Annotated in this window: 19 protein-coding genes; 13 read left to right on the top strand and 6 right to left on the bottom strand. The window is 70.2% G+C overall.

Going from position 1 to position 17,733, the window contains the following annotated elements; genetic code table 11:
- The first annotated feature begins 74 nt into the window (after positions 1-74).
- The 6 genes from eno (at position 75) to C7444_RS09620 (ending at position 5,100) form a co-directional block, all read left to right on the top strand.
- Entirely contained in the window at positions 75-1,358 is a 1,284-nt protein-coding gene (gene eno, locus C7444_RS09645; RefSeq protein WP_110400643.1) for a phosphopyruvate hydratase, read from the top strand.
- Between the two features lie 15 nt (positions 1,359-1,373).
- A complete protein-coding gene (locus C7444_RS09640) occupies positions 1,374-1,649 on the top strand; it encodes a septum formation initiator family protein (protein ID WP_110400642.1) in 276 nt (91 codons plus the stop codon).
- Positions 1,650-1,709: 60 nt separating this feature from the next.
- Entirely contained in the window at positions 1,710-2,354 is a 645-nt protein-coding gene (gene pnuC, locus C7444_RS09635; protein WP_110400641.1) for a nicotinamide riboside transporter PnuC, read from the top strand.
- Positions 2,347-3,048, top strand: coding sequence for an AAA family ATPase (locus C7444_RS09630; protein ID WP_110400640.1), 702 nt, complete (start codon positions 2,347-2,349; stop codon positions 3,046-3,048). The genes pnuC and C7444_RS09630 overlap by 8 nt, the downstream gene beginning before the upstream one ends.
- A gap of 81 nt (positions 3,049-3,129) precedes the next feature.
- Positions 3,130-4,419, top strand: coding sequence for an acyltransferase family protein (locus tag C7444_RS09625; protein WP_110400639.1), 1,290 nt, complete (start codon positions 3,130-3,132; stop codon positions 4,417-4,419).
- A 78-nt stretch (positions 4,420-4,497) separates the two neighbouring features.
- Entirely contained in the window at positions 4,498-5,100 is a 603-nt protein-coding gene (locus C7444_RS09620; RefSeq protein ID WP_110400638.1) for a MarC family protein, read from the top strand.
- A 55-nt stretch (positions 5,101-5,155) separates the two neighbouring features.
- Here the strand turns inward: C7444_RS09620 and C7444_RS09615 are convergent, their stop codons facing one another.
- Positions 5,156-5,965 carry a ferritin-like domain-containing protein gene (locus C7444_RS09615; RefSeq protein WP_110400637.1) on the bottom strand — a complete coding sequence of 270 codons (810 nt, stop codon included), beginning with the start codon at positions 5,963-5,965 and terminating at the stop codon, positions 5,156-5,158.
- Between the two features lie 74 nt (positions 5,966-6,039).
- Here C7444_RS09615 and C7444_RS09610 point away from each other — a divergent pair, with 74 nt between their 5' ends.
- The 4 genes from C7444_RS09610 to C7444_RS09595 all read left to right on the top strand — a co-directional run bounded on the left by C7444_RS09610 (position 6,040) and on the right by C7444_RS09595 (position 9,361).
- Positions 6,040-6,564: a gamma carbonic anhydrase family protein gene (locus C7444_RS09610; RefSeq protein WP_110400636.1), complete on the top strand. Its 525-nt coding sequence runs from the start codon at positions 6,040-6,042 to the stop codon at positions 6,562-6,564.
- 4 nt (positions 6,565-6,568) lie between these two features.
- A complete protein-coding gene (gene hslO, locus C7444_RS09605; protein WP_110400635.1) occupies positions 6,569-7,570 on the top strand; it encodes an Hsp33 family molecular chaperone HslO in 1,002 nt (333 codons plus the stop codon).
- Between the two features lie 168 nt (positions 7,571-7,738).
- On the top strand, positions 7,739-8,581 hold the full coding sequence (locus C7444_RS09600) for a basic amino acid ABC transporter substrate-binding protein (RefSeq protein WP_110400634.1): 843 nt from the start codon (positions 7,739-7,741) through the stop codon (positions 8,579-8,581).
- A 27-nt stretch (positions 8,582-8,608) separates the two neighbouring features.
- Complete coding sequence (locus tag C7444_RS09595) at positions 8,609-9,361, top strand: amino acid ABC transporter permease (RefSeq protein ID WP_110400633.1); 753 nt, start codon at positions 8,609-8,611, stop codon at positions 9,359-9,361.
- A 328-nt stretch (positions 9,362-9,689) separates the two neighbouring features.
- Here the strand turns inward: C7444_RS09595 and C7444_RS09590 are convergent, their stop codons facing one another.
- The 3 genes from C7444_RS09590 to C7444_RS09580 all read right to left on the bottom strand — a co-directional run bounded on the left by C7444_RS09590 (position 9,690) and on the right by C7444_RS09580 (position 12,824).
- Positions 9,690-10,595, bottom strand: coding sequence for a porin (locus C7444_RS09590; RefSeq protein ID WP_110400632.1), 906 nt, complete (start codon positions 10,593-10,595; stop codon positions 9,690-9,692).
- Positions 10,596-10,884: 289 nt separating this feature from the next.
- Entirely contained in the window at positions 10,885-11,832 is a 948-nt protein-coding gene (gene xerD / locus C7444_RS09585; RefSeq protein WP_110400631.1) for a site-specific tyrosine recombinase XerD, read from the bottom strand.
- Positions 11,829-12,824, bottom strand: coding sequence for a tripartite tricarboxylate transporter substrate binding protein BugE (locus C7444_RS09580; RefSeq protein WP_110400630.1), 996 nt, complete (start codon positions 12,822-12,824; stop codon positions 11,829-11,831). Before C7444_RS09580 ends, xerD begins: the two co-directional genes overlap by 4 nt.
- 184 nt (positions 12,825-13,008) lie before the next feature.
- Between C7444_RS09580 and C7444_RS09575 the strand changes: the two genes are divergently transcribed.
- Entirely contained in the window at positions 13,009-13,920 is a 912-nt protein-coding gene (locus C7444_RS09575) for an AEC family transporter (RefSeq protein ID WP_110400629.1), read from the top strand.
- Between the two features lie 22 nt (positions 13,921-13,942).
- On the opposite strand, the gene queG is transcribed toward C7444_RS09575, so the two are convergent.
- On the bottom strand, positions 13,943-15,058 hold the full coding sequence (queG, locus tag C7444_RS09570; protein WP_211317513.1) for a tRNA epoxyqueuosine(34) reductase QueG: 1,116 nt from the start codon (positions 15,056-15,058) through the stop codon (positions 13,943-13,945).
- Between the two features lie 3 nt (positions 15,059-15,061).
- On the opposite strand from queG, the gene tsaE reads away from it, so the two are divergent.
- A complete protein-coding gene (gene tsaE / locus C7444_RS09565; RefSeq protein ID WP_110400628.1) occupies positions 15,062-15,550 on the top strand; it encodes a tRNA (adenosine(37)-N6)-threonylcarbamoyltransferase complex ATPase subunit type 1 TsaE in 489 nt (162 codons plus the stop codon).
- Between the two features lie 2 nt (positions 15,551-15,552).
- Positions 15,553-16,989: an N-acetylmuramoyl-L-alanine amidase gene (locus tag C7444_RS09560; RefSeq protein ID WP_110400627.1), complete on the top strand. Its 1,437-nt coding sequence runs from the start codon at positions 15,553-15,555 to the stop codon at positions 16,987-16,989.
- A gap of 41 nt (positions 16,990-17,030) precedes the next feature.
- Here C7444_RS09560 and C7444_RS09555 read toward each other — a convergent pair whose 3' ends face one another.
- Complete coding sequence (locus C7444_RS09555) at positions 17,031-17,687, bottom strand: DedA family protein (protein ID WP_110400626.1); 657 nt, start codon at positions 17,685-17,687, stop codon at positions 17,031-17,033.
- Positions 17,688-17,733 lie beyond the last annotated feature (46 nt).

Below are 17,733 nucleotides of genomic sequence, written 5' to 3'. Positions count from 1 at the left end.
TCCGCTCGATGTAACCCGCTTGGGGCACCATGCGCAGCGCCCCGTTTTTTGATGAACCCAGGAGAAGAGACCCAATGAGTGCAATCGTAGACATCGTGGCCCGCGAGATCCTCGACAGCCGTGGCAACCCCACCGTGGAATGTGACGTGCTGCTGGAGTCCGGCACCATGGGCCGTGCGGCCGTGCCGAGCGGCGCGTCCACCGGTTCGCGCGAAGCCATCGAGCTGCGCGACGGCGACAAGGCCCGCTACCTGGGCAAGGGCGTGCTCAACGCGGTCCAGAACATCAACACCGAGATCAGCGAAGCCGTGCTGGGCCTGGACGCTTCCGAGCAGGCCTTCCTGGACAAGACCCTGATCGACCTCGACGGCACCGACAACAAGAGCCGCCTGGGTGCCAACGCCATGCTGGCCGTCTCGATGGCCGTGGCCCGCGCCGCGGCCGAAGAGTCGGGCCTGCCCCTGTACCGCTACTTCGGCGGCATGGGCGGCGTGCAGCTGCCGGTGCCGATGATGAACGTCATCAACGGCGGCGCCCACGCCAACAACAACCTCGACCTGCAAGAGCTGATGATCATCCCGGTCGGTGCGCCCACCTTCCGTGAAGCCGTGCGCTGGGGCGCCGAGGTGTTCCACGCGCTCAAGAAGATCATCCACGACAAGGGCATGAGCACCGCCGTGGGCGACGAGGGTGGTTTCGCCCCGAGCGTGCCCAACCATGAAGCCGCGATCCAGCTGATCCTCGACGCCATCGAGAAGGCCGGCTACCGCGCCGGCGAGCAGATCGCCCTGGGCCTGGACTGCGCCGCCTCCGAGTTCTACAAGGACGGCAAGTACCACCTGGAAGGCGAAGGCCTGACGCTGACCGCCGAGGAGTGGACCAACATCCTGGCCACCTGGTGCGACAAGTACCCGATCATCTCGATCGAGGACGGCATGGCCGAAGGCGACTGGGCCGGCTGGAAGCACCTGACGGACCGCCTGGGCAAGAACGTGCAGATCGTGGGCGACGACCTGTTCGTCACCAACACGAAGATCCTGAAGGAAGGCATCGACAAGGGCATCGCCAACTCGATCCTGATCAAGATCAACCAGATCGGCACGCTGTCGGAAACCTTCGCCGCCATCGAGATGGCCAAGCGCGCCGGCTACACCGCCGTGATCTCGCACCGCTCGGGCGAGACCGAGGACTCGACGATCTCCGACATCGCCGTGGGCCTGAACGCCGGCCAGATCAAGACCGGCTCGATGAGCCGCAGCGACCGCATCGCCAAGTACAACCAGCTGCTGCGCATCGAAGAAGACCTGGGCGACATCGCCGTCTACCCGGGCCGCGCCGCGTTCTACAACCTGCGCTGATCGGGAAGTCCGCGCGTGCGCAGCGTCACCATCATCCTCGGCGTGCTGATCGCGCTGGTGCATGTCGAACTCTGGTTCGGCGACAACGGTGTGCCGCGGGTGATGGAGCTGCGCCGCCTGCTCGACGAGCAGGACTCGCGCAACGCGCAGGCCCGCACGCGCAACGACCGGCTGCTGGCGGAGGTGCGTGACCTGCAGCAGGGTCTGGAGATGTTCGAGGAGCGGGCCCGCAGCCAGCTGGGCATGCTCAAGCCGGACGAGATCCTGGTGCAGTACACGCCGCCCCGCTGACCCGGGCTGCGCCACCCCCCGAGGCCCGCAAGGGCCTTTTTTCATGCAGGCAGGACCCACATGGACAGCCTCTCGACCCTGTTTCAACCCCTGATGGCCGCGGCCTTCACGCTGTGGGGCGCCCCCGTGAGCTGGCTGGAGGTGCTCGCCTTCGTGCTCGCCCTGGTGATGGTGCTGTGCAACATGCGCGTCAACCCGATGGGCTGGCCGCTGGCCATCGTCAGCTCGCTGCTCTATTTCGAGCTGTTCCGCAGCAGCAAGCTCTATGGCGACGCCGGGCTGCAGATCTTCTTCGCCGTGGTCGCGCTGTGGGGCTGGTGGCAGTGGCTGCGTGGCCACGACGCCGGCGGCGAGCCGCTGCGGGTGCGTCACCTGCCGCCGGCGCTGCGCCTGCGGGTGCTGCTGGCCACCGCGCTGGCCTGGCCGGCCCTGGGCTGGTTCCTCGACACGTGCACCGACACCGACGTGCCCTGGTGGGACGCCTTCCCGACCGCGCTGAGCCTGACCGGCCAGTGGCTGCTGGGGCGCAAGTACATCGAGAACTGGCCGACCTGGATCGTCGTCAACGTCGTCAGCGTCGCGCTGTTCGCCTACAAGGGCCTGTGGCTGACGGTCGTGCTCTACACGGTGTTCGTGGTGCTGGCCGCGCTGGGCTGGCGCGCCTGGCTGCGACGGCACCACGACGGACGGTCCGCCCATGCCTGACGGCGGCGCCTGGGTCGTCGCGCTGGTCGGCGCCGAAAGCACCGGCAAGACCACGCTCGCCGCCGAATTGGCCGAGGCGCTGCCGGCGCTCTGGTCGGCCCATGCCGGCCCCGCCGAGCGGGCCCGCTGGCCCCGGCCGCAGGCGGCCCGGGTCGGTGAGTACCTGCGCGAGTTCTGCGACCTGCACCAGCGCACCCCGACCCGCGACGAGCAGCAGGCCATCGCCCGGGAGCAGAGCCGGCGCATCGCCGCAGCCTGCCGGCAGCACCCGGTGGTCGTGGCCGACACGACCGCCCTGCTCACCGCCGTCTACAGCGAACAGGTCTTCGGCGACACCTCGCTGCACGTCGACGCGCTGGCCATGCACCGCTGCCAGGTGCACCTGACGCTGCTGACCGGCCTGGACCTGCCGTGGCAGGCCGACGGCCTGCAGCGCGACGGCCCGCAGGTGCGCGAGCCGGTGGACCACAAGCTGCGGCGAGCGCTGCTCGGCGACGGCCAGTCGTTCTCGGTGGTCAGTGGCAGCGGCGGTGCGCGGCTGGAGGCTGCGCTGGCGATCTGCGGCCCCGCGCTGCGCCGGCACCTGGACCGCACGCCACCGACCGTCGAACGCCCGCGCTGGCGCCACCTGTGCGGCCGCTGCGGCGATCCCGCCTGTGAACAGCTGACGCTGAGGCTGGCACGCGACAGCTGAGGCCCGACGGCAGGACATCGCCTGCCCCGCCAGCGCCGGGATGGCGCAGAATGTCCGTGATATTTTTCACAATTATCACGGATGGTTACAACGCTTCCAGCCCCGCCCCCGGGCACCGACCCGGGGCACCTGCCGGCGCTCGACGGGCTGCGTGGCCTGGCCATCGTGCTGGTGCTGCTGCACAACCTCGACGTGCTGGAGATCTCCGCCGGCAGCGGCCTGCTCGGCCGGCTGGTGAAGGAGCTGATGTTCCTGGGCTGGATCGGCGTGCAGCTGTTCTTCGTGCTCAGCGGCTACCTGATCACGCGCGGACTGCTGGCCCGGTCGGCCGGACCGGGCTGGTACGGGCGCTTCCTGGTCCGGCGCAGCCTGCGCATCCTGCCGCTCTACCTTGTCAGCCTGCTGCTGTTCACGCTGCTGCTGCCCGGTCTGCTGCCGCAGTGGGCCGGCCCGCTGCAGCGGGGGGACGGCTGGCTGTGGGTCTTCGTGGCGAACTGGACCGGCCCGATCGGCTGGGGCGGCCAGGACCGGCTGCCGCACTTCTGGTCGCTGGCGGTCGAGGAGCAGTTCTACCTGCTCTGGCCGCTGCTGCTGCACCGGCGCCCGCCCTGGCAGGTGGTGGCGCTGTGCGCGGGGCTGATCGTGCTCGGCCCGCCGCTGCGGGCGGCGCTGCTGGCCGGCGGGACGAGCCCGGAGGCGGTCTACGCGTTCACCATCAGCCGCATGGATGCGCTGGCCACCGGGGCCGCGCTGGCAGCCTGGCAGGCGCTGCAGGGCGCACGACGCCGCCCGTGCGGGCCGCTGCCGCGGGTCGACCCCGGCCACCCCGAGCAGGCACTGAAATCCGCCGGCCTGGTCTGGCTGGCCGGACTGAGCCTGCTGCTGGCCGCCGGCGTGGTCTCGCACGGTTTCCAGCGCACGTCCGGGCCGTCGCAGGTCTGGGGCTACAGCCTGCTGTCGCTGGGCTTCGTGCTGCTGCTGTGGACCGCCGTGCGGCCCCGTTCGCCGATCGGCCTGAAGGCGCTGTCGCGCTCCCCGCTGGCGCTGCTGCTGCACTGGCCCTACGTCGGGCTGAGGCTGTGGCAGCGCCTGCTGCGGCTGGACGCGCTGCGGCAGCTGGGCCGCTACAGCTTCGCGATCTACGTGCTGCACAAGCCGGTGCACGACCTGATCGGCCTGCCGCTGCTCGAGGCCTGGCTGCCCCAGGCCCGCGGGCACACCGGGCTGTCAGTGCTCTACATCGGCCTGGTCGGCGCGCTGGTGGTGGCGCTGGCCTGGGTGTCCTGGCACTGCCTGGAGCAGCCGATGCTGACGCTGAAGGAGCGGCTGACGACCCCGGCCCGCGGCGCCGCCCCTGCCGCGCGCGCCTGAACCGGGGCGGGCGCGGCGCGGCGTGCACGACACGCACGCCACGCACGCCACGCACGCCACGCACGCCACAATGGCGGCATGGATCATTCATTCACGTCCGCCTTCGTGCTGCTGCTGCTGGTGCTCGACCCCTTCGGCAGCCTGCCGATCTACATCTCGGTGCTGCGTGGCGTGCCCGAGCAGCGGCGCACCCGCGTGGCGCTGCGCGAGGCGCTGATCGCCTTCACCGTGCTGGCGCTGTTCATGGCCGGCGGCCAGCACTTCCTGTCGCTGATGCGGCTGTCCGAGCGCTCGCTGGAGGTGGCCGGCGGCGTGATCCTGCTGATCATCGCCATGCGCATGATCTTCTCCGGCTCGAACGAGATGTACGCCAGCGACGGCGAGGGCCGCGAGCCGCTGATCTTCCCGCTGGCGGTGCCGCTGCTGGCCGGGCCGTCGGCGATGGCCACCGTGCTGCTGCTGGCCTCGCGCCAGCCCGAGCACCTGTGGACCTGGGCCGCCGCGCTGAGCGCGGCCATGCTGGTGTCCACCGCCGTGCTGCTGGGCGCGGACCGGCTGCGCCACTGGCTGGGCGACTCGATGGTGTCGGCCATCGAGAAGCTGATGGGCCTGGTGCTGACCGCCGTGGCGGTGGAGATGATCCTGGCCGGCCTGAAGCGTTATTTCTTCGACGCGAGCTGAGCGGGGACCGGCTCGGGTGGCTCAGCCGGTCAGCGGGCGGCCGTGGCGCGTGTCGTCATGTGCGCTCCCGGGCCGGTGCCGGCACCTGCAGCCACACCAGCTCCTCGGCGGTGAACCCCGCGGCCCGGCGGGCCGCCAGGTTGAAGGGCGGGCGCAGCCGCGGGGCTTCGTAGCGCCGCACCAGCTCCGGGTATAGCGCCACCGGATCCTGCCCCGCCCGCTCGCAGGCCCAGCGGTACCAGTGGTTGCCGATGGCCACGTGGCCGACCTCCTCGCGCAGGATCACGTCGAGGATGGCCACCGCGGCGAGGTCACCGACCTCGCGCAGCTTGTCCTGGATCAGCGGGGTCGCGTCCAGCCCGCGGGCCTCGAGCGTGCGGGGCACCAGCGCCATGCGGGCGATGAAGTCGTGGCGGGTGTTCCAGGTCATGGTCCACAGGCCGTCGTGGGCGTCGAAGTCACCGTAGCGGTGGCCCAGCGTGGCCAGGTGGCCGACCACCAGCAGGTGGTGCTCGGCCTCCTCGGCAGCGACCCGCAGCCAGTCCAGGTAATAGGCCGGCGGCAGGCCGGGAAAGCGCCAGACCGCGTCGAGCGCCAGGTTGATGGCATTGAACTCGATGTGGGCGATCGCGTGCATCAGCGCGGCCAGGCCCAGCGGGTGGCGGTGCGAGCGCCGCGGCACCGCCATCGCCGGCACCAGACGCGGCAGCGCCGGCCGCCCGGGCAGACCGGCCGGCTCGTCCAGCACCGCCCCGGGATCCAGGGTCAGCGTCGTGGCACGGGCGTGCAAGTCCCGGACGACGGCGGCTTTTTCGGCCGGGTCGATGATGCACAAGGCCCGCAGGGCCGATGGTCTCAAGTCCATCCCTACAATTTTGCCTTCGACGGCGTGGCGGCCGCTCCACAAGCCTGCGCGCTTGACCCTGATCAGGAAACCCGATGAGCATCTACCAGCTGGGCGAACACATGCCCGAGATCCACCCCACCGCCTGGGTGGCCGACAGCGCCGACGTGATCGGGCGGGTGCACCTGGGCGAGGACGCCAGCGTCTGGTACGGTGCCGTGCTGCGTGGGGACACCGACCACATCCGCATCGGCCGGGGCAGCAACATCCAGGACAATTCGGTGCTCCACACCGACCAGGGCATCGAGCTGGTGGTGGGTGAGGAGGTGACCGTCGGCCACCAGGTGATGCTGCACGGCTGCACGATCGGCGACGGTTCGCTGATCGGCATCGGCGCGATCGTGCTCAACCGCGCGCGCATCGGCCGGCACTGCGTGGTCGGCGCCGGCGCGCTGGTCACCGAAGGCAAGGAATTCCCGGACTACTCGATGATCGTGGGCAGCCCCGCCCGGGTGGTCCGCACCCTCACCCCCGAAGAGGCCGAGGCCTACGGCCGGGGGGCCCGACACTATGTCCACCAAGCGCAGCACCACGCACGCGAGCTCAAGAAAGCAGGCTGAATCCATGGGCAGCAGTTCCCACCCCACCACCACCGTCAGCACGATCGCCGGTGGTGAACTCCATCGCTTCCTGTTCGAGGGCCTGCCCGTGCGCGGCATGCTGGTGCGGCTGACCGGTGCCTGGACCGAGATGCTGGCGCGCCGCGAGGCCGCCGGCGGCTACCCCGCCCCGGTCACCATGCTGCTGGGCGAGATGTCCGCGGCGGCCGTGCTGATGCAGGCCAACATCAAGTTCAACGGCCCGCTGATCCTGCAGATGCTGGGCGACGGCCCGGTCAAGCTCGCGGTGGCCGAGGTCCAGCCCGATCTGGCGCTGCGCGCGACCGCCACGGTGCAGGGCCCGGTGGCCGACGACGCGCGCCTGGAGGCGCTGCTCAACGTCAACGGCCAGGGCCGCTGCGCGATCACGCTCGACCCGCAGGACCGCCAGCCCGGACAGCAGCCCTACCAGGGCATCGTGCCGCTGCACGGCGACCAGCGTGAACCGCTGCAGAACCTCAACGAGGTGCTGGAGCACTACATGCTGCAGTCCGAGCAGCTCGACACCCGGCTGGTGCTGGCGGCCAACGGGCAGGTCGCCGCCGGGCTGCTGATCCAGCGCCTGCCCGTCGAGGGGGAAGGCAATCTGGGCGGGCGGCACCACGAGGACGAGATCGGCCTCAACGAGGGCTACAACCGCATCTCGCACCTGGCGGCCACGCTGACCCGCGACGAACTGCTGACGCTGGACGTCGACACCATCCTGCGCCGGCTGTTCTGGGAAGAGGACCTGCGCCGCTACGAGCCGCAGACGCCGCGATTCGCCTGCACCTGCTCGCGCGAGCGGGTCGCGCGCATGCTCACGGGCCTGGGCCGCGAGGAGGTCGACGGCGTGATCGCCGAGCGGGGCCTGGTCGAGGTGGGCTGCGAGTTCTGCGGCGCGCAGTACCCCTTCGACGCGGTCGACGTGGGCGAGCTGTTCATTCCCCCGGCCGAGCACCTGCCGGGCTCGGGCAGCATCCAGTGAGGCCCTGAGCCGGCCGCCCCCGCGCCGCAGGCCTGATCTGGATCAGGCGCCGGGCTCGCCCGGGTACCGGCCCGGAACCTGCTGGTGCATGCTTGCGGGCTGCCGCCGCCATGCGTGCTGCTCGCCGATACACTCCCGACACCTTTCCTGCCCCTTCAAGGACCCCTCATGAGCCTCTGGACCACCCGACGATTCCTGCAGACTTCCGGCCTGATGGCCGCCGCCGTGCTGCTGGCGGCCTGCGGCAAGAAGGAAGCCGCCGCCCCGATGGACGCCGCCTCGGCCTCTGCCAGCGCCCCCGCTGCGGCCGTCGTCTACACCGTGGGCACCGACGCCGCCTATGCGCCGTTCGAGTCGCAGAACGAGAAGGGCGAGATCGTCGGCTTCGACATCGACGTGGTCAGCGCCGCCGCGAAGAAGGCCGGCATCGAGGTCAAGTTCGTCAACACGCCGTGGGAAGGCATCTTCAATGCGCTGGGCCAGGGTGACCGCGACCTGCTGGTCTCGGCCATCACGATCACCGACGAGCGCAAGCAGACGATGGACTTCAGCTCGCCGTACTTCGACGCGCAGCAGCTGATCGCCGTCAAGGACGACTCCAAGGTCGGCAAGTTCGACGACCTGAAGAAGCTCAAGGTCGGCGTGCAGACCGGCACCACCGGCGACGAGGTCGTGACCAAGCTGATCGGCAAGACCAGCACGGCCATCAAGCGCTTCGAGTCGACCCCGCTGGCGCTCAAGGAGCTCGAGTCGGGTGGCGTGGACGCGGTGGTCGCCGACAACGGCGTGGTCATCCACTACGTGACCAACAACACCGGGGCGAAGTTCAAGACCGTCGCCGACACCAGCTTCACGCCCGAGCAGTACGGCATCGCCGTCAAGAAGGGCAACACCGAGCTGCTGGAGAAGATCAACAAGGGCCTGGCCGACATCAAGGCCGACGGCACCTACGCCCAGATCTACAGCAAGTACTTCGGTGCCGCCCCTGCCGCCCCGGCAGCGTCGAACTGATCCCCGCCGGCGTCGACGGAGCACCACGTGGATCTGCGCTGGGAAATCCTGGCGGGCTACGGCCCGCTGTTCTGGGAAGGCATGCTGGCGACGGTCCAGCTGACCCTCGTGGCCATCACGGCCGGCCTGATGCTCGGGGTGCTGTTCGGCCTCGTCAGCAGTTCACGCTCGGCCCCGCCGCCCCGCTCGACGGCGGCACGCGGGCTGATGGTGCTGCTGCGAGGCTTCACCACCGCCTACGTGACCTTCTTCCGCGGCACGCCGCTGTTCGTGCAGATCCTGCTGGTGCACTTCGCGCTGATGCCCGCGCTGATCCAGCCCGATCACGGGCTGCTGCTCAGCGGCGAGGCGGCCCGCACCTTCCGCCAGGAGCACGGCGCGTTCTTCTCGGGCTGCCTGGCGCTGAGCCTGAACGCGGGGGCCTACATCTCGGAGATCTTCCGGGCCGGCATCCAGAGCATCCACCGGGGCCAGACGCAGGCGGCCTACAGCCTGGGCCTGACCCACGCGCAGAGCATGCGCTTCGTGATCCTGCCGCAGGCCTTCCGGCGCATGGTGCCGGCGCTGGTCAACGAAGGCGTCACGCTGATCAAGGACTCGTCGCTGGTCTCGGCCATCGGCCTGGCTGAACTGGCACTGGCCGCACGAACCGTCGCGGGGGCCTATTCCCGATATTGGGAGCCTTACCTCGCCATATCGGCGGTATACCTGCTGCTGACGTTGACATTATCCCTGCTGGCCCGACGGTTCGAGGCTTCGACCGCGGCCGGCGGCCGCTGACCTTGCGCACCAACAGGAAGATTCAATGCACCAGCAGGCAGATTCGATGCACCAGTAGATTGCATCCACAGGAAAGATAAGTAATTCCATGGTCACGCCCCCCGCATGCGGGGTCGTGGTCACGACCGGAGAATCACGGAGCGGGGAATCACGGACTTATGCGCGGGGGGCGGCTTGACCGTCCCCCGCGCCATTTCAGGGCTCACTTCACGCCACCCGATCCGGTCCCGCCGAGCGGGTTTGCAAAGGCAAAAAAAAAGCCTCCACGACATCGTGGAGGCTCCGGACGTTCGATCGGTCGCGGCGGCCCGCGGGCCGCCGCTCAGCATCAGAACGCGTGCTGCAGGCCAGCGCCGTAGCGGCGGTCCGGACCGGCGTTCTTGGTGTCGAGGTAACCACCGTACACGAAGGTGCGCTTGGACAGCGCGTAGGTCGCGCCCAGCGACACGCCGGTGGCGCGCTCGGCGCCTTCGGTCTTGGACGAGGCGTAGCCGGCCGACACGGTCACGGCAGCCGTCACCGGCACGTTCGCGCCGAGGGTCCACTCGTTGGTCTTCGTCTCGTCAGCGGCCTTGACGTGGCCGTAGCCCGCCAGCAGCTTGACGGAGCCGAAGTCGTAGCTGGCGTTCAGGCGGGCGAACTTGGTGTCGCCGTCACGCTGGTAGGCGACGCCGGCGTAGATCGGGCCGCCGTCGTACTTGACGTGAGCCGCGGAGGAACGGGCACCCGAGACACCTTCCGGCGCGTTGGTGCTGACCGCGGCGCTCACGCCACCGAAGGTCGGGGACGCGTAGTAGACGCCGTTGTTCGGGTTGGCGTTGTAGCCGGTGCTGGCCCACACGGCGGTGGGGGACAGGACCGAGTCGAACACCGGGTTGGTGGCGCCCGAGATGTCGTCGTAGGCCGACCAGATCTTGCCGAACTTGACTTCACCGAAGCCGCCCGACAGGCTCACGTAGGCCTGACGACCCCAGAAGGCGCTGCCGGCCGTGGTGCCGGTGTCGAGGTTGAAGCCATGTTCCAGCAGGAAGTTGGCCTTCAGGCCGCCACCCAGGTCTTCGCTGCCCTTGACGCCCAGGCGGCTCTGGTTCACGCCACCGGAAGTCATTTTCCAGCCAGCGCCCTTGTCCTTGTGCGCCACCACGTCGACGAGACCGTACAGGGTCACGGACTGGGCTTGCGCCAGACCCGCGACGGAACCCAGCAGGGCCAGAGCGATCAGAGATTTTTTCATGTGCTTCTCCTAATTAAACTGGACTCGACACGAGTCCGACAGAAACGATCCAGCGTGACAAATGCTACCGCGTCCAAAGTCGCCTTGTAGTAAATACCCGCATGACACGGCCACACATCCAGAGTTCGTTGGATTCCGACAACAGAGGTCGACCCACCCTGACCTGGGGCCAATTGCCGCGCGCCAGGCTCGCTGGATACGGACAACACAAGAATCGCGCCGGAGAAACTCGGGCATTAACCGCCGCGCCGAAAGATGAAGCCGGCGCGGCGACCGCCAGCCGCCTGATTCAGCCTCGCGGGTGGTGCCTGGCGTGCAACTGGCGCAGGCGCTCGCGGGCGACGTGGGTGTAAATCTGCGTGGTGGCGATGTCAGCATGCCCCAGCAGCAGTTGCACCGCGCGCAGATCCGCACCATGGTTGAGCAGGTGGGTCGCAAAAGCGTGCCGCAGCGTGTGCGGCGAGAGGTGCGCGCGGATGCCCGCCTGCACCGCGTGGCGCCGCACCAGCACCCAGAACATCTGGCGGGTCATGGCCTCGCCCGCCCGCAGCGTGACGAACAGGTCGTCGCTGTCGCGCCCGCCCAGCAGGGCCGGACGGGCCTCGGCGACATAGGCCAGCAGCCAGCGCAGCGCCTCCTGGCCGAAGGGCAGCAGGCGCTCCTTCGCGCCCTTGCCGGTGACCCGCAGCACCGCGTCACCGGTGACGACGTCGAGGCAACGCAGCCCGACCAGCTCGCTGACGCGCAGCCCGGCGGCATACATCAGCTCGAGCATCGCCCGGTCGCGCAGGCCCAGCGGCGTGGCCACGTCGGGGGCGGCCAGCAGCGCCTCGACCTGGGCCTCGGTGAGCGTCTGCGGCGTGCGGGGCGGCTGGCGGGCCGGGCTCAGGCGCAGCGTCGGATCCCGCTCGATGCCCTGCTCGCGCAGGGCCCAGCGGTAGAAGCGCCGGAACACCGCCAGGCGCCGGTTGGCCGAGGTGGCCCGGCTGGACGCATGGCGATCGGCGATGTAGCCGAGCAGATCGGCCTCGTGTGCCTGCTCCAGCCCGAGGCCGGCCTCGCAGGCCAGCCAGTCGGCCAGGCCCTGCAGGTCACGGCGATAGGCCTGCAGCGTGTTGGCCGCCAGACCATCCTCGAGCCAGAGCGCCTCGAGGAAACGGTCGATCGACACGGCGCTGCGCTGCAGCGCCAGGGCGGACACGGTGCCCGCCGCGCCGGGGGTGGGATCGGCCGTCAATCGAGCGCGAGCTTCTGCTTCTCGACCACCCGCTGGTAGACCTCGTACTCGGCCTTGATCTGGGCGGCGAACTGCTCGGGCGTGTTGGCCACGATGAGCGAGCCGGTGTCCTCGATGCGCTTGCGCACCGACGGGTCCTCCAGCGTCTTGCGCACCGCCTGGTAGACCTTGTCGACGACCTCCCTGGGCAGGCCCTTGGGGCCGTAGATGCCGTAGAACGCCATGCGGTTGACCGGCTCCAGCCCCACCTCCTTGAAGGTGGGCACGTTGGGCAGCACGGCCAGGCGCTGGGGCGCGGCCACGACGATGGGCATCAGCCGGCCGTCCTTGATGAAGGGCAGCGCCGAGGGCAGGTTGTCGAAGATCATCGGCACCTGGCCGGCCACGGTGTCGTTGAGCGCCGGACCCGCGCCCCGGTAGGGGATGTGGGTGACGAACACGCCGGTCAGCGTCTTGTAGAGCTCCATCTGCAGGTGGCCGATGCCCCCGGTGCCGGAGCTGCTGAAGCTGTAGCGCCCGGGCGACTTCTTCAGCGCGGCGAGGAAGGCCGCATGGTCACGCGCCGGAAAGCTCGGGTGCACCGCGATCACGTTCGGCGTGGCCGCCATGTTGATGATCGGCGTGAAGTCGGTCAGCGTGTTGTAGGGCGTGCGCGGGTTGATCGCCGGGTTGGAGGCGGTGGTCGACACCGTCGCCACGCCCAGCGTGTAGCCGTCGGGCGCGGACTTGGCGATCTCGGCCGCACCGATGATGCCCCCGCCACCGGCCTTGTTCTCGACCACCATGGTCTGGCCCAGCGCGGCGCCGATGCGCTCGGCCACCACGCGGGCGATGATGTCGGTGGTCCCCCCGGGCGCGAACGGCACGATCAGCCGCACCGGCTTGCCCGGGTAGGTCTGCGCCGAAGCCGCCGGGGCCAGCAGGGCGCCGGTCAGCGTGGCGGCCACGGCCGCAGCGGACTTCAGGATCAGACGACGGGGGGATCGAATCATGGCGGAGGTCTCCTGGTGAAGGCAGCGGCGCGGCACACGCCCCGTGCATGGGACGGCGCGACGCATCGAAGGATGCTACCCCGGTCGATGCGCCGCGGCGCCCCCGCTGTGGCCGCACAGGCACACCCCGCGGGTCATTGCGCTTGTGGATCGTGCGTACGCCCGCCACCGTTAAGCTGCGGCGATGCTCGAATTTGCCCTGTTGCTGCTGCCCGACTTCCTGCTGATCGCCCTGGGCTTCGTGATCTGCCGCCACACCGCCCTGGACCGCAGCGTCTGGTCCGGCGTCGAACGCCTGGTGTACTGGCTGCTGTTCCCGGTGCTGCTGTTCACCGCCATCGTGCGCCAGCCGCTGGCGCTGGACACCACGCTGAAGCTCGGCCTGGGCGGCACGGCGGTGGTGGGCCTGGGCTTCGTGCTGGCCACGGCCCTGGGCCGGGTGCCGGGCGTGCCCTCGCGCCTGCAGGCCTCGGGCGCCCAGGTCGCGTTCCGCTTCAACTCCTACGTCGGCCTGGCGCTGGCCGAACGGCTGGGCGGCAGCGCCTCGGTGGCCTCGATCGCGGTGCTGATCGCGCTGTGCGTGCCGCTGTGCAATCTGGGCGCGGTGTGGTCGCTGGCCCGCCATGGCCGCCACGACACCTGGCGCGAGCTGCTGCACAACCCGCTGATCCTGGCCACGGTCGCCGGCCTGCTGGCCAACCTGGCCGGTCTGCGCCTGCCCGAACCGGTCGCGGTCACGCTCGCCCGCATCGGCGCGGCCGCGCTGCCGCTGGGGCTGATGGCCGTGGGTGCCGGGCTGGAGTTCGGCGGCCTGCAGCAGGCCCCGCGGCTGGCCGCCGCGCTGCTGGCGATCCGGCACCTGGCACTGCCCGCGGCCGGGCTGGCGATCGGCCTGCTGTGGGCCCTGCCCCGTGGGCAGGCCCAGATGCTGGCCGCGTTCGCCGCGCTGCCCACCGCCTCGAGCTGCTACGTGCTGGCCGCCCGCATGGGCGGGGACGGCCCCTACACCGCCGGGCTGGTCACCGCCTCGACGCTGCTGGGCATGGCCAGCGTGCCGGTCACGATGGCGCTGTTCGGCTGGCTGCACCCGGCCTGACCCGGCGCCACCGCCCGGCCGGTCAGGCGGCCGGGCGCTGCGCCAGCGCCCAGTCGATGTGCTCGGCCAGCACCGGATCGGCCGGTGCCTCGCCCAGGCTCGCCCGACGCTCGAGCAGCGCGGCCCGCACCGCCGGATCCCCGGCCTCGCGCCAGGCATTGCCCAGCGCCACCGCCAGGTTGCGCTGCCAGCGGCGGTGGCCGATGCGGCGGATCGCGCTGCCTTCGGTGCGGTGCAGGAACTGCGCCTCGTCCCAGGCCCACAGCGCCAGCAGCGTGGCGTCGCCCAGCGGCGCGCGCACGTCGAAGTCGGGCAAGGCGCTGCGCTGCGCGTACTTGTTCCACGGGCAGGCCAGCTGGCAGTCGTCGCAGCCGTAGATGCGGTTGCCGAAGGCCGCCCGCAGCGGCTCGGGGATCGGGCCGTCGTGCTCGATGGTCAGGTAGCTGATGCAGCGGCGGGCATCGAGCCGGTAGGGCGCGACGATGGCTCCGGTCGGACAGGCCGACAGGCAGGCACTGCAGCGGCCGCAGTGCCCCGCCCCGGCCGCGCCGGTGAGCGGCAGCGCCAGGTCGATGTAGATCTCGCCGAGAAAGAACATCGAGCCGGCCGAACGGTCGAGCAGCAGCGTGTGCTTGCCGCGCCAGCCCAGCGCCGCGCGGCGGGCCAGCTCCACCTCCAGCACCGGCGCCGAGTCGCAGAACACCCGATGGCCGGTCGGTCCGACCTCGGCCTGCAGGCGCTCGGCCAGCTGCTGCAGGCGCTGGCGCAGCACCTTGTGATAGTCACGCCCTCTGGCGTACATGGACACGATCGCCTGATCCGGCTGATGCTGGCGGGCCTGCTCGTGTTCGCGCCAGCCGAGCGGGGTCGCCGCCGGCAGGTAGTCCATGCGGGCGCTGACGACGCGCACCGTGCCCGGCACCAGCTCGGCCGGCCGGGCCCGGCGCAGTCCGTGGCGGGCCATGTAGTCCATTTCCCCGTGGAAACCCGCGTCCAGCCACTGCAACAAGCCCTTTTCAGCCCCCTGCAGGTTCACATCGCTGACGCCGATCTGGGAGAATCCCAGCTCGAGAGCCCAGGTCCGCAGGCGCTCCACGAGTGCCGCGCCGTCCGGTTCTTCCACACGCTGACTGTTCATCGAGTGATTCTAGAAACACTGACCCTGCACTGGTCGGACGAGACGGCGTGCGTGGCCACCGCCGCGTCGCTGGCCGCCCGGCCCGAACTGCGCCAGGCCTGCATCGAGCTGCACGGCACGCTGGGGGCGGGCAAGACCACCTTCGTGCGCCATCTGCTGCGCGCCATGGGCGTGCAGGGCCGCATCAAGAGCCCGAGCTACGCCATCGTCGAGACCTACGATCTGCCGGACTGCACCGTGTGGCACTTCGATTTCTATCGCTTCGGCGACCCCCGCGAATGGGAAGATGCGGGGTTCAGGGAGCTGTTCGCTGCCCGTGGACTGAAGCTGGTCGAGTGGCCGGACCAAGCCGCCGGGCTGCTTCCGGTGCCCGACCTGCGTGTCCACCTCGGCCTGCGGCCGGACGACGGGCGCGAGGTCAGGCTGGAGGCCGCCACCCCGCTGGGCGTGGCGCTGCTGTCGACCCTGCAGCCCAGCATCACGGAACCATGACCATGAAGCGTCGTCGCCTGCACAGCCTGATCGCCGAACTGCCCGCACGCCTGCCGACGCTGACCCGCCGGCAGTGGTTCCGACACGCCGGCTGCTGGACGCTGCTGCTGGGTGCGCCCCAGCTGGCGCGGGGCGCCAGCGTCGTGGCCGTGCGGGTCTGGCCGGCCTCGGACTACACCCGGGTGACGCTGGAGTCCGACACGGCGCTGGCCGCGACGTCCTTCATGATCGACCAGCCCCCCCGGCTGGTCATCGACATCGACGGCCTGGAACTCAGCGCCCGGCTCAAGGAGCTGGTCGCCAAGGTCGGCCTGAACGATCCGCACATCGCCGGCGTGCGCCTGGGGCAGAGCCAGCCCGGCCGGGTGCGCATGGTCTTCGACCTGAAGAAACGTGCCACGCCGCAGGTGTTCTCGCTCGGCCCGGTGGCCTCGTACCGCCACCGGCTGGTGTTCGACCTGCATCCGGCCACGGCGCCCGACCCGCTCGTCGCGCTGGCGCAGGAGCCCGCGACCCCGGCCCCGACCGTGCAGTCGCCCGCCTCCGAGCGGGCCGCCTCCGAGGTCGGGGACGCGCTGGGAGAGTTCATCGGCCAGGTCGGTCGCACCCCGGCCCCGCCCGCCGCCCCCGCGCCGGTCCCCAATGCCTCGGCACACGCGGCGGCACCGGCCTCCCCTCGCCTGCCGGTCGAAGCCGCGCCGGAGCGCAAGCCGACGCCCGGCAGCATCAACCGGCTGATCGTCGTGGCCATCGATCCGGGCCATGGAGGCGAGGATCCCGGCGCCATCGGACCCAGCGGGCTGCGCGAGAAGGATGTCGTGCTGCAGATCGCCACCCAGCTGCAGGAGCGCTTGAACGCCCGGCCCGGCATGCGGGCGATGCTGACCCGTGACGGCGACTACTTCGTGCCGCTGCATGAGCGGGTGCGCAAGGCGCGCCGGGTGCAGGCCGACCTGTTCATCTCGATCCATGCCGACGCGTTCATGAACCCCGAGGCACGGGGCGCGTCGGTGTTCGCGCTCTCCGACTCGGGCGCGACCAGCGCCGCGGCGCGCTGGATGGCCCAGCGCGAGAACAATGCCGACGCGATCGGCGGCCTGAACATCAAGGCGGCCGACACCCATGTGCTGCGCGCGCTGCTCGACATGAGCACCACCGCGCAGATCAAGGACAGCATGCGGCTGGGCCGCGAGGTGCTGGGCCACATCGGCAAGGTCGGCCGGCTGCACAAGCAGCAGGTCGAGCAGGCCGGATTCGCGGTGCTCAAGGCCCCGGACATCCCGTCCATCCTGGTCGAGACCGCCTTCATCTCGAACCCGGAGGAAGAGGACCGGCTGCGCGACGCGGGCTACCAGGCCCGGCTGGTGCAGGCGGTCTACACCGGCATCCACCGCTACTTCTCGAAGAATCCGCCGCTGTCGCGCGAGCGCATGCTCTGAACGGCGGCGGGCCGGCGCCCGGCAGCCCCGGAGGCGCGGCCTCAGGCCGCGGCGGTGGCCGCTTCCTTGCGGCGCGCGCGCCACGAGCCGAACACCACCAGCAGGCCCGGCACGACGATCAGTGCCCAGATGATCTTCTGCAGGTGCAACTGCACCCAGGGCAGGTTGCCGAACAGATAGCCCACCAGCGTCAGGCCGACCACCCACAGCACGGCGCCGGCGGCATTGAACATCATGAAACGCGAGCGTGTCATCTCGGCCACCCCGGCAACGAACGGCGCGAAGGTGCGGATGAAAGGCATGAAGCGCGCGACGATGATCGTGACGCCGCCGTGGCGCTCGTAGAAGTCGTGCGCCTGCATGAAGGCCTTCTTGTTGAAGAAGCGCGAGTTCTCCCAGCCGAACACCTTGGGGCCCAGCGCCCGACCGATGGTGTAGTTGAGCTGGTCGCCCGAGAACGCGGCCACCAGCAGCACGGCCATCAGCACCGGCAGCTCCATCAGCCCCAGGCCGCACAGCGCCCCGGCGACGAACAGCAGCGAGTCGCCCGGCAGGAAAGGCATCACCACCAGGCCGGTCTCGACGAAGATGATGGCGAACAGCAGCAGATAGACCCAGACGCCGTAGTCGCGCACGAACTCGATGAGGTGCTTGTCGACGTGCAGGATGAAGTCGACGAGGAAAGTGATCATGTCCATGGGGCGGGATTATCCGGATGCCGGACGGCCTGTCGGTGACATTTTG

Origin of the sequence: Sphaerotilus hippei, from assembly GCF_003201595.1 — a bacterium.
Classification (GTDB): domain Bacteria; phylum Pseudomonadota; class Gammaproteobacteria; order Burkholderiales; family Burkholderiaceae_C; genus Sphaerotilus; species Sphaerotilus hippei.
This window is presented reverse-complemented; position numbering and strand designations above follow the sequence as displayed.